11 protein-coding genes are annotated in these 16226 nt (G+C 70.3%); 5 read left to right on the top strand and 6 right to left on the bottom strand.

Features of this window, described 5'->3' with window-relative positions:
* Nucleotides 1-37: 37 nt before the first annotated feature.
* The gene (locus OG251_RS16540) at nt 38-895 is read right to left on the bottom strand and encodes a helix-turn-helix domain-containing protein (RefSeq protein WP_326677911.1); all 858 of its coding nucleotides are present in this window, start codon (nt 893-895) and stop codon (nt 38-40) included.
* 244 nt (nt 896-1139) lie between these two features.
* Entirely contained in the window at nt 1140-1859 is a 720-nt protein-coding gene (locus OG251_RS16535) for a GOLPH3/VPS74 family protein (RefSeq protein WP_326677910.1), read from the bottom strand.
* A gap of 193 nt (nt 1860-2052) precedes the next feature.
* Between OG251_RS16535 and OG251_RS16530 the strand changes: the two genes are divergently transcribed.
* Complete coding sequence (locus OG251_RS16530) at nt 2053-4596, top strand: hypothetical protein (protein WP_326677909.1); 2544 nt, start codon at nt 2053-2055, stop codon at nt 4594-4596.
* A gap of 154 nt (nt 4597-4750) precedes the next feature.
* A complete protein-coding gene (locus OG251_RS16525) occupies nt 4751-6637 on the top strand; it encodes an MFS transporter (RefSeq protein WP_326677908.1) in 1887 nt (628 codons plus the stop codon).
* Nucleotides 6638-6873: 236 nt separating this feature from the next.
* Here the strand turns inward: OG251_RS16525 and OG251_RS16520 are convergent, their stop codons facing one another.
* Nucleotides 6874-8532 (bottom strand): chitobiase/beta-hexosaminidase C-terminal domain-containing protein, encoded by a 1659-nt coding sequence (locus tag OG251_RS16520; RefSeq protein ID WP_326677907.1) that lies wholly within the window; start codon nt 8530-8532, stop codon nt 6874-6876.
* A gap of 563 nt (nt 8533-9095) precedes the next feature.
* Between OG251_RS16520 and OG251_RS16515 the strand changes: the two genes are divergently transcribed.
* Complete coding sequence (locus OG251_RS16515; protein WP_326677906.1) at nt 9096-9953, top strand: aminoglycoside phosphotransferase family protein; 858 nt, start codon at nt 9096-9098, stop codon at nt 9951-9953.
* A gap of 200 nt (nt 9954-10153) precedes the next feature.
* Nucleotides 10154-10522 carry an amphi-Trp domain-containing protein gene (locus OG251_RS16510; protein WP_326677905.1) on the top strand — a complete coding sequence of 123 codons (369 nt, stop codon included), beginning with the start codon at nt 10154-10156 and terminating at the stop codon, nt 10520-10522.
* 44 nt (nt 10523-10566) lie between these two features.
* Here OG251_RS16510 and OG251_RS16505 read toward each other — a convergent pair whose 3' ends face one another.
* The gene (locus tag OG251_RS16505) at nt 10567-11877 is read right to left on the bottom strand and encodes a diacylglycerol/lipid kinase family protein (protein WP_326677904.1); all 1311 of its coding nucleotides are present in this window, start codon (nt 11875-11877) and stop codon (nt 10567-10569) included.
* Between the two features lie 576 nt (nt 11878-12453).
* Between OG251_RS16505 and OG251_RS16500 the strand changes: the two genes are divergently transcribed.
* Nucleotides 12454-13788: a hypothetical protein gene (locus tag OG251_RS16500; RefSeq protein WP_326677903.1), complete on the top strand. Its 1335-nt coding sequence runs from the start codon at nt 12454-12456 to the stop codon at nt 13786-13788.
* A 61-nt stretch (nt 13789-13849) separates the two neighbouring features.
* Here OG251_RS16500 and OG251_RS16495 read toward each other — a convergent pair whose 3' ends face one another.
* Nucleotides 13850-14269 (bottom strand): SHOCT domain-containing protein, encoded by a 420-nt coding sequence (locus OG251_RS16495; RefSeq protein ID WP_326677902.1) that lies wholly within the window; start codon nt 14267-14269, stop codon nt 13850-13852.
* A gap of 1093 nt (nt 14270-15362) precedes the next feature.
* Nucleotides 15363-16214, bottom strand: coding sequence for a helix-turn-helix domain-containing protein (locus OG251_RS16490; RefSeq protein ID WP_326677901.1), 852 nt, complete (start codon nt 16212-16214; stop codon nt 15363-15365).
* Between the last annotated feature and the right edge of the window lie 12 nt (nt 16215-16226).

Raw genomic sequence — 16226 nt, 5'->3', positions numbered from 1 at the left:
CCATTTCTCGCAAAACAGGCGTAGCGGCTGTCCTGTTTCAGTTGGTGTACCGCTTGGCGATCTCGCTGATGAACTGCCGGGTCTGTTCCACATTCAGCGACTGCGCCCGCAGGTGCTCGTACATGACGCTGTATCGCTGCACATCGTTCGCTTTCTCCAGATAGAGATCGCTGGTGACGCCTTCGATGTAGACGACGCTGGAGTCGGCGGCGTCCGGGAACTCCAGAATCGCGTACTGCCCGTTGATGCCCGGGTGCGCTCCCATGTCGAACGGCAGTACCTGCACGGTCACATGGGGCAGCTGCGACTGCTCGATGAGGTGCTCCAGCTGCTCCCGCATCACCTGCTTGCCGCCGACCGCCCGCATCAGCGCCGACTCGTCGATCACGGCCCACAGCCGCAGCGGTTGCTCGGGCGCGTTGACCCGGTCCTGGCGACGGGCGCGTACGTTGACCCGCTTCTCGATGTCGGTCGGCGGTGTCTCCGGCAGCGCGCCGTTGATCAGCGCCTCGGCGTACGCCCGCGTCTGCAACAGTCCCGGGATGACCTGCGGTTCGTAGACGCGCAGCGACTCCGCGTCGGTCTCCAGACCGATGTAGACGCTGTACGGAATATCGCCGAAGGCGTGCCACCAGCCCTGCTGGCGGGAGTCCTTGGCCATCTGCATCAGCGAGTCGACGATCCGGTGGTCCTCGACCTCGTACACCCCGCACAGATCGCGGACGTCGCGCTGGCTGATGGAGCGGCGGCCGTTCTCCAGTCGGCTGATCTTCGACTGCGAGACCAGCAGCCGCTCCGCCACCTCCTCGGCGGTCATGCCCTTGAGCTCGCGCAGGCGGCGCAGTTCCTGGCCCAATCGGCGTCGCCTGACAGTGGGATTGACATGGGACGGCACGGAAACGGCACCTCCGGCTATGTAGCTGTGCGTATCTACTGCTCAGCAGATTGCCACCCCCGGCACCGGCCGCGCTGGGAAACGGCCACACGCAGGCGCGCGGGGCAGCCGGTGGACCCGGCTGCCCCGCGCGTGGTGCGGCTCCCGAACCGGGTCTTGGGGACGTCGGTGCGGCGGTATTCGGCTGTCCGTGCGGTGCGCCGCGCGGAGCGCTGTTCCCTGCTCCGTGCGGCGCACCGTGCGGTCAGTGTGCGGCGGTCTGTGCCATGGTGCCGCGGCGCGACTGCGCTTGCGGTTGCAACGGCACCCCCGCTGCCTGCTGGTTACGGCGTGGCTGGACGGCCACCCCGTTCTGGACGTCCATCACGGCATGCGCCACGAGGCCGCCCATCGGGTCGTGCCTGATCAGATCCCGGAGCCGGGAGCGCGATGAACGCCCCTCGTTCCCGGGGTACAGGTGCTTGCCGAGTCCGACCGCGTGGGCCAGTGCGGCGAGCGCCGCGGTCCGCGGGTCCGGCGGTACGCCGGTGCGGATCGCACTGTCCAGCCGGGCTCTGATGTCCCGGCTGATTGCCGTGTCCGTCGCCTGGTAGCGAGTCGTCGGCAGCACTCCGCACATCTGGCCCGCCACGGCATGCACCATGCCGCACCGCTCCAGATGAGCGAGGTAGATCTGGCGCAGCCCCAGCCGGGGTCCGCCGATCCAGTGGACGGCCCGGACCGGGCTGCCGCGACGGCGCAGCAGTTCCAGTGCGGAGTCCAGAGTCGGATCTCCTGTCGGCCGTGGCATCACCACGGCGATACGATCCCCGTCAGGGGCTATCCGTCCTGCCAGAGCCAGCTCTACTAGCTGTGCCCCGGCCAGGCCGAGGTCGAGCGACTGCGGCTGCGCTGTGGTACCCGTGGTCGGGTCCAGAGCGAGCAGCAGAAGCTCCTCCGGAATTGTTCTGCGGCTCCTGCCCATCCATGCCTCCCCGCGTGGATGAATGACAGGGTGACCCCTCTCACATTGGTCTGTCGAGAGCGCCTGACCGCTATGTATGGGAACCAGTAGGTATGTCGTTCTCGTCTAGCAGCCGGGCCAGGGGTTCACACAGGACACTGGTAGATGGTTCGGACAGCGCGGGGTTGCCCCCGCAGCGCATGAGGAGGCATCGGTGGCGGGCGAGTCCCCCGATAAAACGGAGCAGCAGAAGTCGTCGGGGACGGCTCCGGAGGAACGTGACCCGCGTCTTGCCGTGTTCCGTGAACCGGCCGCTGATGCGGCCCCGGACACGGATGCGACGCCGGATACGGCGTCGGACCGGGCCGAGGCACCGGATGCGGCCGCGGACGGTGATGCCGACGCGGGTGCCGACGCGGGTGCGGGTGCCGAGACGGATGCGGGTGCCGGAAGCGTGACGGACCGTACGACGGACACCGCGACCGCGGTCTTCCGCACCCGTCCCGCCGATGCCGAGGGCGGCGCGGCGGCGACTGCGGCCTCCACGGGCCCTGAAGGGGGCTCCACGCCTCCGGAGGGTGCGGGAGCGAGCGAGGGGGCCGAGGCGGGCAGCGCGGCGCCTGAGGCGCCTGAGGCGGACGAGACCGATGGGGCGGATGGGTCGGCCGAGGCGGCGGTGACGGAGGCGGCGGCGAAGGCCACCGGTTCCGGCGAGTCCGATGCGGCCGCGGAGGGCGACGAGCCCGCTGCCGAGCCCGGCGACGCGCGGCTCCGTGCCGCGGTGGCCGCCTGGGTCGACAGCGAGGACGACGCGGAATCCGACGAGGCCGTCACCAGCGGGGCCAAGGCGTCCGATGATGCCGAGGCGTCCGACGGGACACACGGGACCGACGGGACCGCCAAGGGGTCGGGCGAAGCCCGGGTCCCGAAGTCCCGTGGGGAAGCGGTGGTCCCCGCCTCGGAATCGGACTCGGCCTCGGGACCGGATGCCGAAGCCTCCGCTGATGACGGCGACGGCGACGGCAACGGTGGCAGCGACGGCGACGGCAACGGTGGCAGCGACGGCGACGGCGACGCGAAACCCGCGGAACCCACCTCCGACCTGCGCGGAATCGATCAGCCCACGGCCGTCTTCAAGGCACCGAAGATGCCGAAGGAAGCCAAGAAGGACGCCAAGGCGCCCGAGTCGTCCGAGGCATCCAAGGCCGCGCACGTCGACCATCCGACGACCGCGCTGAAGATTCCGCCGCGCGAGGCGAAGCCGGAGACCGCGGCCGAGCGGACCAGTAAGTTCGTGCCGCTGCGCTCGGACGACGTACGGCCCACTCCCGCGCCCCGCAAGCCCGAGCCGGCCGCTCCGGCGGCCGGTGGACCCGAGGCGGCCCCGGACAAGGCGGCCAAGCCGGCCCCGACGCCCGCCCCGCGCCCGGCATGGGCGGCCGAGCCCGAGCGGACCAGGCAGCAGCCGCTGCCGCCCAAGCCGCCGCTCGACCTGCTCGCCGAGCTGACGAACACCCCGCCGCCGCAGGAGACCCCCGTCCGCACCGCGGTCCGGCGGGTCAAGATCTGGACCCCGCTGGTCCTGCTCCTGCTGGTCGTCTTTGCGATCGTGCAGATGGTGCGCCCGCTGCCGACCCCCACGCTCCAGCTGACGGCGCAGCCGACGTACACCTTCGAAGGCAGTAAGCCGAAGCTGCCGTGGCCGGACCAGGGCCAGGGCTACATGGCGGCGACCGGGCTGGGCGTGGTCGACTTGTTCGGTGAGCAGAAGCCCGTGCCGATCGCGAGTGTCGCCAAGGCGATGACCGCGTACATCGTGCTCAGGGACCACCCGCTGAAGCGGGGCGAGGACGGTCCGTCGATCGAGGTCGACGCGAAGGGCGAGTCCGACGGCCAGCTCTTCACCGAGGGCGAGTCGACCCTGGACACGGTGAAGAAGGGCGACAAGATCAGCGAGAAGGACGCGCTGTCCGCCCTCATGATCCCGTCCGCGAACAACATCGCGCGGCTGCTGGCACGCTGGGACGCCGGTTCCGAGAAGGCGTTCGTCACGAAGATGAACGACACCGCGAAGCAGCTCGGCATGAAGAACACCACCTACACCGACCCCTCCGGGCTCAACGCGACGACGGTGAGCACGGCGGAGGACCTGGTGAAGCTGGGCGAGAAGCTGGTCGAGATCCCGGCGCTGATGGACATCACCAAGCTGCCGGAGTGGAAGGACCCGTCGGGCAAGACCTGGCGGAACTACAACACCCTCGTGCCCTTCGACGGAGCCCTGGGGATCAAGACCGGTTCGACCACCAAGGCGGGCGGCAACCTGCTCTTCGCGGCGCACAAGATGGTCGACGGTACCGACCAGCTGATCGTCGGCGCGGTGCTCGGCCAGTACAGCGAGTCCTCGATCATCGACGCGGTCAACGCGGCGAGCAAGAAGGTCATGATCGCCACCCAGGACGAGCTGAAGGGCGCGAAGATCGTGAAGAAGGGGCAGGTCGTCGGCGCCGTCGACGACGGCCTCGGCGGCACGACGCCGGTCGTCGCCACCAAGGACGTGCGGGCGGTCGGCTGGGCCGGGCTCACGGTGAAGCTCGAACTCACCGACGGCGGGAAGACGGTGCCGAACTCCGCGCCGGCCGGGACCGAGGTCGGCACCCTGACCGTGGGCGAGGGCGCCAGCCAGGTGAAGGTGCCGGTCGCGCTCCGGAGCGAGTTGGCGGAACCGGCCTTCGACAAGAAGCTGACCCGGGTCGGCTGATCCGGCGAAACCACGTGGGCCGTGGTGGGGGGCGTCGATCCCGGCGCCCCCCGCCCGGCCGCGTACGTGTTAGCGTCCCCGGGCAACTGGGGACGCCGGGACCGCGTCCTTATCAGGGAAGTACGGGGCCCGGCGGACGACGGGGAGAGCCGTAGTGACCACCGCGGAGCCGAGACCCGGCCGCGAGGCGGACAGCAGCACCGACCACAGCACCGGGAACGGTGAGCTCGGCGGCAGCCCGGCCGCACGGATCCGGCTGCCCGCTCCGCGTACCGCCGAACCCGTCACCGGCGACGCCACCACGACCGCCGCTGCGCCGCGGCGCAGCCGGTTCCGGCGTCTGCTGCGGCATCCGGTCACGATCACGACGGCGGCCGCGGCGGTCACCCATGTCCTGTGGTTCTTCTTCTTCGCGAACAGCGGCGGTGACATCGCGGCGCAGGACGCCTGGGCCGAGTTCGTCGGCCGGCATCCCGGCACCGCGTACAACCTCGCCTGGTACGGGGGCATGCACCCCGTCTCGTACAGCGTCGTGTCGCCGTATCTGATGTCGGTGCTCGGCGTCCGTACGACGATGATGATCGTCGGTACGGTGTCCGCCGCGCTGACCGCGATGATCCTGGTCCGGGTCCGCGCCGTGCGCAATCCACTGGCCTGCTCGCTCGCCGGGGCCTTCGCCTATCTGTGCAACGCGCTCTCCGGACGTGTGACGTTCGGGCTCGGCATGATGTTCGCGGTCGGTGCCGTCGCCGCCGTGTTCTGCTGGCCGCACAAGTGGCGCTACAAGCGGTGGGCCAAGGCGGCCGTCGCCGCGCCGCTGGCCGGACTCGCGACCGCCGCCAGCCCGGTCGCCGGGCTCTTCCTCGGTGTGGTCGCCGCCGCGCTCTTCCTCCACAAGCGGCGCCCCGGCGCGTACGCGCTGGGCCTCGCCCCGGTCGCGGTGGTGGCGCTGTCCTCGTGGCTGTTCCCGTTCTCCGGTACGCAGCCGATGTCGGTCGGGACGCTGTCGCTGCCGTTCATCTTCGCGGTGATCATCTTCGTCCTCGTACCGCGCGACTGGAAGACGGTCCGCACGGCGGCCGCCGTCTACGGTGTCGGAACGCTGCTGACGTACGTCGTCGACTCGCAGATCGGGTCGAACGTCACCCGCATGGCGATGCTGTTCGCCGGGGTGACGCTGCTGGCCGCCCTGCCGTACACGGCGCCCCGGACCCGCCGCTGGTACGCGCTGGTCCTCGCCTTCGCCGGGCTGAACTTCTGGATCGGCTTCAAGGGCGTCGACGACATCGTCCGTACCGCCCCGACCGCGTCCTGGGCCCGTGAGCTGGCCCCGCTGGTGAATGAGCTCCAGGAGGTGGGGGCGGAGCGGGGCCGGGTGGAAGTGGTGCCCGCGAGCAGCCACCGGGAGGCGTCGGCGCTCGCGCCGTACGTCAACCTCGCCCGCGGCTGGAACCGCCAGGCCGACATGAAGCGCAACCCGCTCTTCTACGACGACACCCTCAACGCCATGAACTACCGGGAGTGGCTGGACCGCTGGGCCGTGCACTATGTCGTGCTGCCCACGGGGAAGCCGGACAGCGGGGCCGCGACGGAGGCGGCGCTCGTCGAGAAGGGCCAGCCGTATCTGACGAAGATCTGGGGCGACTCCAACTGGAAGCTGTTCCGGGTCCTGGACCCGGTGCCGATGGCCGACCCGCCCGCGACGGTGGAGCGGGCGGGCGCGGACGAGCTGACGATCCGGGTGAAGTCGGCCGGCCGGGTGCTGATCCGGATCCCGTACTCGCGCTGGCTTGCGGTGGTCGACGAGGAGGGCAGGAGCCTGGACCGGCCGCAGGAGACCGAGGAGTCGAAGCGGCGGTCGAAGCAGGACGAGAACGCCCCCAAGACGTTCGCCAATACGCACGGCTGCCTGATCCAGGTGGAGGAGAACCCGGAGGGCGACGAGTGGACCGAGCTGCTCGCCCCGGAGCCCGGGGTGTACCGGCTGGCGGCCCCGTACCAGCTCCAGCCCGGCACCCCGTGCCCGGAGGAACTGCGCTGAGCCGCCCGCGGGCCGGCTGATCGCGGGCCGGCCGGCCGCCGGGGTGCGTGCGCGGCTCCGGCGCCCGGTGCCTCCTCTGCGAGCGCGGAACGGGCGACCGCGCGCCCCTTCCCGGCAACGGTGGCAGGGAAGGGGCGCGCGGTTCGTGTGCCGCTCACGCGGGGCCGACCGCCTCCCGAGGCGCGTCGGCCGCTGTCTGTGGGAGGTCAACCACCCTGTGGCGACCGGGACACGTGCTACTTGCGGAACGTCAGCGAGGCGGCCGGGGAGGCGTTCCCGTACGCGTCGACGGCGACGACCCTGGCCACGTACCGGTGGCCCTTCACCGCGCCCGGGACCGGGATGTCGAGGGTGTTGGGGCGAGGGGTGAAGTAGAAGTCCGAGAGCACCTTGGAGGACACGACGGAGGCACCGGTCGAGGCGTCGGTGATGTCCACGTTGTAGTGGTGCACCATCTGGTCGTCCTTGGCCTGCGCGATCCGCAGCGCGGTGCCGCCCTTCGCGTCACGTACGTCCTTGAGGGGCTTGCGGGTGGTGAACTTCGGCGCCACGGTGTTGCGTTCGGCGGCGGTGTACCGGAAGTTCCTCTTGATCTCCTGGCTGGTCGAGCCCTTCAGCCGCACCGTCCAGGTGTCGCCGCTGAGGGTGCCCGCGCTCGCGTACGGCGGCTGCCAGTTCGCCGACCACTGGCCGCCGGTGTAGATGTCGTGCTTGTCCGCGGCCATGTTGACCCGGGCTATCTCGGTGCGGTTCTTGTAGACCTCGACGAAGAGCGCCTGGGCGGTGGGCGACTCGAAGCGGTTGGCGAGGCCCTCGTCCGTCACCATCTGGTAGCCGTGGTCGATCTCGATGTAGCTCATCGAGCCGTCGTTGACGGAGGTGAAGTCGCGCTGGTGGATGGAGCGGTCGTCGTTGATGTTCAGGTGGGAGTGGCCGGAGAAGAGGATGGCCTGCGGGAAGGCGCTCAGATCCTCGGCCAGCAGCGGGTTCGCGGCCTGCTGGCCGTCCATCGTCGTGCCGGTGGTGGGCCGGTGGCCCTGGACGAGGACCGGCTTGCCCGCGTTGGCGGGGTCGCCGGTGATCGCCGTGAGCCGCTCCTTGAGCCAGGTGCGCTGGGCGGTGCTGGAGTTGTACGTCTCCGTGTTGACGGTGAGGACGGGCAGGCCCTTCACCTTCGACTCGTAGTAACCGCCGCCCGAGTCGGGGAACCATGCCTTGGGGTAGCCGGCCCGGATCGCGCCGAGGCTGGCGTCGTGGTTGCCGTTGGAGATCAGCAGCTGGGTGCCGGTCATGCCCTTGCGGGCGAGGTTGGCCTGGAAGATCTCGGAGACGATCTTGTGGTCGGGGCCCTTGCCGTCGCCGTTGTCGTTGATCATGTCGCCGTTGGACAGGATCGCGTCGGGCTTGGGGAAGATGGACCCGATGGTGTCGAAGAAGCTCTCGTACTTCTTGTCCGCCGTCGCGTGGCTGCCGATGTGGACGTCCGACATGACGACGAGCTTGGCGAGCGGCTTCTCACGGGTCTTGATCAGATAGCCGTACGACACCGGGACGCCGGCCTTGTTGCCGCGGAAGGCGACGGCGGTGACATTGGTGTCCTTGGTGATCCGCAGCGGATGGCCGGAACGGAAGGCGTGGCTGTCGCGGGTGGGCGTGGTGCCGTCGAGCGTGTACCGGACGGTGACTCCGCGCTCGGCCTTGAACTTCACCGACACCGGGTGCTCGTAACGCCCGCCGGGCACGCTGACGCCGGGAGCGGCGGGGGTGCCGTGACCGGGCTTGTGGGGGTGGGACTGCGCCGGGCTCTGGGCCTGGGGCCGGTCCTGCGCCTGGGCGGCGAGGGGGGAGACGAGTGCGACGGAGGTCGCGGCGATCACGAGGGGGGCGAATCTCACGGGGGTCCCTGTTCTCTGGTGCGTACCGGCGTGATGGCGTAACGGCGTACCGAGGTGACGGCATAACGTTTCAGTAACCGGTCTGTACCCGCGACGCTAGACAGCGCGCACCAGCCCTGGAGGGTGTGCGGCTGACTCCTGGGTGAAGTGCCCGTGAATGTCCGGCACTCGGGCGGGACTCGGGCGGGACTTGGGCGGGACTCGACCGGCACTCGGCGTGGCGCGCTCGGGCACTCGGGCGGGCACGTCCGGCACTCGGGCGGGCGCGTCCGGCACTCGGCGAGGTGCGCTCGGGCACTCGGCGGGGCGTGTCCGGCGCTCGTCGCTTGGGCGCCGGGTGTCGCGGTGCCGGCTGCCGCCTGGTCCGGCCGGCCCGCATCTGGGCCAACCGGCTCGACGCCCTGACTCCCGAGCGGCACGACCACGCGCCGGGAACCGGCTGGACCTTCCGCCAACTGGCCTTTCACGCGGCGGAGTCGGTGTACCACGCGGACGCTGATGGCGATCCGCGAGGCGGAGGAATGCTGTTGCGGGGCGGCGGGGAACCCGGTTCGATCACCGGCATGGCCACTGATGTCCCCCTCGTACGCCGACTGATCGCCACGCAGTTCCCGCAGTGGGCGGACCTTCCGGTGGAGCGGGTCGCCTCCCGCGGCACGGTCAACGCGATCTACCGCCTCGGCGCCGACAAGGCCGTACGGCTTCCGCTCCGGGAGGGCGGCGCGAACGACGCGGAGACGGAGTGCCGCTGGCTGCCGTACCTCGCCCCGCGGCTCCCGTTCGCCATCCCGGCCCCGCTCGCCCAGGGCGTACCGGCGGAGGGCTACCCCTGGTCCTGGTCCGTGTGCCGCTGGCTGGACGGCGGGAACCCGGGCCGCGACAACCCCGTCGACCCGCTCCCCTTCGCCGCGGACCTCGCGGAGTTCGTCACCGCGATCCGGCGGGTCGATCCCGCGGACGGCCCGGTCGCGTACCGCGGCGAAACGCTGGCGAGCCGGGACACCGCGACCCGAGCCGCCATCGTGGCCCTGCGCGGCCACCTCGACACGGCCGCCACGACCACCGTATGGGACGAGGCGCTGCGGGCCCCCGCCGCGTCCGGCCCCGCCGTCTGGGTCCACGGGGACCTCCAGCCGGGCAACGTACTGGTCGCGGACGGCCGGCTCGGCGCGGTCATCGACTTCGGCTGCATGGGCCTGGCCGACTCCGCGGTCGACCTCATCGCGGCCTGGTACCTGCTGCCCTCCGGGGCCCGGGGGAGTTTCCGTACGGCGGTGGCGGCGGACGACGCGACCTGGGCGCGGGGGCGGGGATGGGCGCTGTCCATCGCGCTCATGGAGCTCTCGTACTACCGGGAGACGAACCTGGTGATGGCGGCGACGGCGCGCCAGGTGATCGGCGAACTGCTCGGCGCCGGGTAGGCGGGCCACCCGGACCGTGCGGGGTCGGCCGGCGCTCGTTCCGTACGCGAGCGCCCGAATTCCGCGGGCGGGGGACTCCTCACCACCCTAGAACGCTTCAGGGCCCCGCGCCTGGGGGCGCCGGGCATGAGGATGTCCGATCGGGCACTCGGCAGCAGAATGGGCGTTATCCGCACTTTCCTTCTGGAATGGAGATGCTCATGAAGGACCTCAAGTTCGAGCAGAAGCGCTCTCTGTCACGCCTTGAGGCGGCTGACCAACTCACGGCACTCGCCGCCGCGCTGAGGGAGGGAGGGGAAGCCGAACTCGAACTCGGCTCCGGAACGCTGAGCCTGCGGATCCCCGACGACCTTCGTGGCGAGATAGAGGTCGGGATCGGCAATGGGGAGATCGAGCTGGAGATCGAGTTCAAGTGGCCGACCGCACCGACCCGGACAGCTCAATCGCGGACGGTCGCCGCCACAGGGAAGGCCAAGGGGCGGAAGAAGGCGCCCGCCGAGCCCGGTCGGGGCAGCACGGGCACCAGCAGGAGCAGAACCGCGAAGCGGTCCGCCTCGAAAACGTCCTGAGCCGGAGTCATTCAGCCGGCGGCGTCCGAAGGGCGACAGCTTCCTCAGCTCAGCGCCAGCTCCCGTAGCCGCCGCCAGTCCATGCGGGCCCTGGTCCGGGGCACCCCAGGGCGGTGCCGTGGGACCCGGACGCGCAGGGCCCGGTGCCGGATCGTGCATCGTACGGGCGTGGGCAGGGTCAGTGCCTCACCGTCGACCCCGGCTTCGATCTCGGGCTCGTCCGCATCGACGACGACCTCCTGTGCGGTCAGGGCGGTGAGGCCGGGCGCGCGCCTTCCGGCGAGCAGCTCGGCTGCCTGCGCGGCATTGTCGACATTGATGCCCAGGACGCCGAGGGCACCTGAATCCAGGACCTCACGGCGCCCGAGGCCGGCGAGGTCTCCCATCCGGTAGGGGTTGTTGCTGACGAGCACGGCCTGGGGGCCTTCGATGACCGTGTCCGGGGTGCGGACGGTCAGCCGGGGACCGCGTCGGCGGGTCAGCAGGTCGGGAAGCGTCTGGAGGATGGTGCGGACCTTGTCGTCGCGGTAGGCGGGACTCTGCACCACGGCCGCGTAGGTGCCGAAGGACGCGTTGTTGACGAAGGCACGCTCACCGATGAAGCCGAGGTCGACGCGGAGTTCAACGCCGTCGGTGAGCGCGTCCAGGCAGGTCGACGGGTCGTCCCGGTCCAGGCCGAGGGCGAGGGCGAAGTGGTTGCGGGTCCCGGCCGGGATCACCATGAAGGGAATGCCGTGCCTGGCGGCGACTCCGGCGACCAGGGCCTGTGTGCCGTCGCCGCCCGCGACTCCGAGCAGGTCGGCGCCGCGTTCGACCGCCTTGCCGGCGAGCGCCACCACATCCTGCTGATGAGCTGTGTCCAGCAGGAGGACATCCGCGTCGAGGGCCTCGGCCTTTTCCCTGAGATGGAACAACCCCACCTTTCCACCGCCCGATCGTGGATTCATGATGAGGAAGGGGTGCCGGGGAGGAGCGGTCCGCATCTCCGGGGGGCCGGTCTGCCCGATGTCCCTGCTGAGTGCCGCTCCTCCGGCGGAGACCCCGAGGGCCCACAGGGCGAGGGAGACGAGCACGACCCACAGCAGCTCCGCCCACGCGTAGAGCGCCAGCACCGCGAGCGGGGCGACGACGGCCAGGGCGAAGGCGAGCAGTCGGCCGATTCCACGCAGGGTCAGTGCCCACCACAGGCTCGCGGCCGATATGGCCGACCCGGCCAGACCGGAGCCCAGGAGCGTGATGCTCTTGACTCCGGCGAAGACGAGAAGGACCACGACCGCGGCGAGCCCGGCCACGAGGGCAAGGCGTGCGGACCAACGCTGTACGAGGCGCCCGCGCGCCCCGGAGTCCCTGTGCATGGAGCCTCCTGCCGGGCAGGGCCGTGCCGAGGGCCGGTACGTGGGCGCCGCGTCCCGTCGGTACCCCAACCGCTGTCCGAGCGGGGCGGCCGAGCCGACCCGGCATCCGGGCGGTCGGGCACGATTCGGGCCTACGCCTCGCTCGTACCCCCACAGGAAGCACGTCGGTCAGCGGTACGGGCCGATGGCCGCGACCCGGTACGGCTCTCGGTCAGCGGTACGGACCGATGGTCGCGACCCGGTACCCGGCTGCGAGGGGACCGGTGCCGTCGCCGTGCGGTTCCACGCAAGGGCGTTGCCGCCAACAGATCCATTGCAACACCCGGCGCTGTGCGCCGCATGTTCATCGCCGTCGCGGCACGATGCACCAGCGGTCCCCGCAGAATCGACCGGTCGATCGACATGCCGACGCGGCGGAGACGCCGTCGCTGCCGCGTCTTCGGGTCCCCCGTGGGTCGGCGGCTGCCGCTCCGGGCGGTTGACCGAGTCTCGCCCGTATGGTCCACCTGCGCGGGCCCTCTTGCCGTGGAAGGACGGTAATGGAGGCAGGAACTTTCCAGTAGTGCCGGAGCCCCCATGCCCAGCCCGCACGAGGTGCCCGAGCCCGCTGCCGTCCCCGCAGGGAGCGCGGGTGGCGCGGCGAGAAGTGAGTCCACACACGGACCGGCCGTACGGATCACGCGGAACACCGCCTCGGCAGTGCTCATCGTGCTCACCTGCATGCTCGTACCGGTCGCGCTGCTGACGGTGTGGGTGCACGACATCGCTCTGGACACCGGCCGGTTCGTGGGAACGGTCTCGCCGCTGGCCTCGGACCCCGCGATCGAGGACGCGGCGGTCAAGCGCATCACCCTTGCCGTGGATGTGCGGGCTGACGGCCGCCGGGCGGCCTCGGACATCGCCGCCTGGCTGCAGGCACAGGGCCTGCCACCGCGGGCCGCGCAGGCCGTGAAGGGGCTGGGTCCGCAGCTCGACGCCGCCATCAACGACACGGTCGAGAAGGTGGCCACCCGCTTCGTTCGGAGCGACCGCTTCGAGCAGCTCTGGACGAACGCCAACCGGGCCGCCCACACCGCCGTCGTGCACGCGCTCACCGGCGAGGGCCGTGGCGCCGTGGGCGTGGACGCCGGGACGGTCACCCTCGATGTCGGGGAAGCCGTCGACCAGGTCAAACAGGCCCTCGTGGACGCCGGACTGTCCCCGGCCGCCAGGATCCCCGAGGTCGACAAGCAGATGGTGCTCTTCCAGTCCGAGCAGTTGGAGAAGATCCGTAGAGGCGCCCATCTGCTGGACACGATCGGGAACTGGCTTCCTGCGCTCGTCGTGGTGACCGGCGCGGCCGGCGTGCTGCTGGCACACCGGCGTCGCCGCGCCCTGGCCCGCACGGCTCTCGGCGCGGCCTTCGGGTGCCTGGTCGTTGCGGTCGCCCTGGTCATCGCCCGCCGCTACTACCTGGACCACCTCCCGCCCCAGGTCCAGTCGGAGGCCGCCGCGGCAGCGGTCTTCGACACCTTGCTGCACTTCCTGAAGGTCAGTCTGCGCACGGCGATCGTCCTCGGTGTGTTCATCGCGCTCGGCGCCTACCTGATCGGCCCCGGGCGACTCCCGCGCGCCGTCCGGGACGTCTCCGAGCGCGCCGCGGGATCCGCGGCACAATGGGCGTACGCCCACCGGATCCGCACCGGCCGGGCGGGAACCTGGACCCAGGCCCACCGCCGTCGGCTCTCTGCGGCCGCCCTGCTGGCCGTGGCTCTGGTCTTCGCGCTCTGGAACCACCCGACGGCTCTGGCCGTGCTGCTGCTGGTCATCATTCTGCTCGCTGTGCTGGCGTTGCTCGCCCTCCTCGCCGCCACCGGCCGCGCGACCACTGATGCCGAGCGGATGGCACAGCGGCCGGAGGGCGGCGATTGAACGGATGGCCGAACTCGCTCCTGGCCCTCGCTCTCCTGACCGGGCCTTGCCTCGTGTGCTGTTACGAGCGAAGGACTTTCTCCTTGGCCAGGCGGAACTCCTCGTCGGAGATGTCACCTCGGGCCCGGATCTCCGAGAGCTTGGCGAGTTGGTCCACCGCGCCGGCAGGCTCGGTGGTGCCGACCGCCTCGCGGATGTAGCGGTTCGTCTCTTCCATCTTGACCCTTGCGTGCTCCTGTTCGCGGCTGCCCATGTTCTTGCCCCGGGCGATGAGGTAGACGAAGACGCCCAGGAAGGGGAGGACGATCGTGAAGACCAGCCATCCTGTCTTGGCCCAGCCGTTCATGGAGTCGTCGCGGAAGATGTCGACGACGACGCGGAAGAGCAGGAAGAGCCAGATGACCCACAGGAAGATCCACATGACCGTCCAGAAGGCTCCGAGGACCGGGTAGTCATAGGCGAGATTCACATAGCTGCCCATTGCTTCTCCTGTTCGGTGTCGTCTGTGTCCGAGGTCGCAGTGCATGCGGGAGGGGGGCCTTCGGCCCCGGGTGAGCGAGCCGGCCGGAACCCGACGTCAGGCCGGGCCGGTCGGCCTTGCCGTGGGCAGAGGCGTCAATGGTCACCAGTGCCGCGATACGTGCAAGCAGACACGTCCCCTGGTCCGGCCCGGACCGCCCGAACGTGTCGAGTGTCATCCGGACGAGGGTCTCGAACCCCGGAGCGTTCGCTTCAGCGAGGGCGGCGACGCCTGCCGCTCCTCTCTCTTCCTCAGCCATCTCAGGCTCCTGGCAAGGTGGTTCGGGATTGACGGCCCAGTAACCGGTACCCAATCGTGGTCAAGGAGGGGGCGTTGGGGGAGGAGGCGGTTCGCGCTGTCCTCGCACGCCGAGCATCGCGATGGTGTGTGCCGCGGTGTTCGGGCTCGCCTCGGCGCCTTCGCGTACGGGACCGGGCCCGGTGCTGCCGCGTGACGGTCGATGCCGTCAGGGAGTTCCTCGACTCCACCGCCGAGCACTGACCCATCAGTCATGCTTTGTGTTGCTTATTTCTATTTATCCATCATAAACAGGGTGCGGGGACGCCGCATGGCCAAGGAGACGAGGCCCGGAGGGTGATGGCGGCCGATGCCGCGAGCCGGTGCGGACAGAGCATGACGGTGATCTCGACGGCCATCGAGCCCCGCCCTTCAGGGCTGGCTGTCCGGTGCGGCTGGGCAGACGGGTGCCGACTCCACCGTGCCTGGTCCTGCTGGTCCTGCGAGTGCCGCAGGGAAGGACGGGTCGGATGGTAGGGCCGGAGCGGACGGCCGCGCCGATCAGACCTGCCCGCCGGAGGAAGTGCTCGTGAGTCCTGCGGCGGTATGACCGTCGCCGGTAGGATCCGGGGCAGTGAAGGCACAAATTCTTGTGGTCTGGGTGCGTAAACCCGCAGGTCAGGAACTGTGCTCCCCGCAGGCGCGGGGATGGTCCCCAGCTCTACGACCTGATGGATGCCATCGGAGCCATGGTCCCTGCACTGCAGGGTTGCCCCCTTCGCCTTCGGGCGGAGGGGGCTCTTTCGCGCGTCTGGGGTCAGGCTAGGGCTTCGATGGCCTTCACAACGAGGGCTCGCGCCGCTGCCCCGTACACGGCGGTCCGTCGCATTTGCTCGAACGCCTTCGCGTAGAGCGCGATCTCGCTGGGCTGTGTGATGCGGACCTGTGCAGAAATCAGCTCGACCGAAACCAACGTGTCGTCGTAGACGTGAAAGGTCTCTCGCGGCCACTGCTCGCGGTGCGCGACCGCCGGGATAATGCCGAGCGACACCGCAGGCAGAGCGCCGGCAGTGAGGAGGTGTCCGAGCTGGGCTGCCATCGCGTCGGCGTCCCCGATCCGGTAGTGAAGGACAGCCTCTTCAACGAGGAGGACGAAGCGGTGGCCTCGCTCATGGATGATGCGCGAGCGCTCCACCCGGGCGCGGGCTGCTTCTGCGCTGTCGTCGACGGGCAGGTCGCGGAAGCGGGCACTCATCCCGAGCACAGCCGCCGCGTAGCCCTCGGTCTGGAGCAGGCCGGGAACCAGAGATGAAGAGTAGACACGGAACAGTTCGGTCTGGTGGAAGAACGTCACGGCACTGTCCTGGAGCTGCTTCAGCCCGCTGCGTGTCCGGTGGCGCCACTCGGTGTACATCGACTCGGCGTGCAGCGACTGTGCAATCAGGTCATCTGCCTGCTCGTCGACTCCGAGGGTGCGGCACCACAGCCGGATGTCCGTGGCCGTCGGGGCAGTGCGCGCGTTCTCGATCCGGGACGTCTTCGCGTGGTGCCAGCCGCACCCGGTGGCCAGCTCCACGACCGTGAGCCCTGCCGCCCTGCGAAGGTCACGCAGTCGCTGGGCGACGATTTCCCGCGCAGCCTGAGCAGAGGAGGACGGGGATGTGGTCATGTGCTGGCCTGT

The sequence above is a fragment of the Streptomyces sp. NBC_01237 genome (assembly GCF_035917275.1).
Taxonomy (GTDB): domain Bacteria; phylum Actinomycetota; class Actinomycetes; order Streptomycetales; family Streptomycetaceae; genus Streptomyces.
This window is presented reverse-complemented; position numbering and strand designations above follow the sequence as displayed.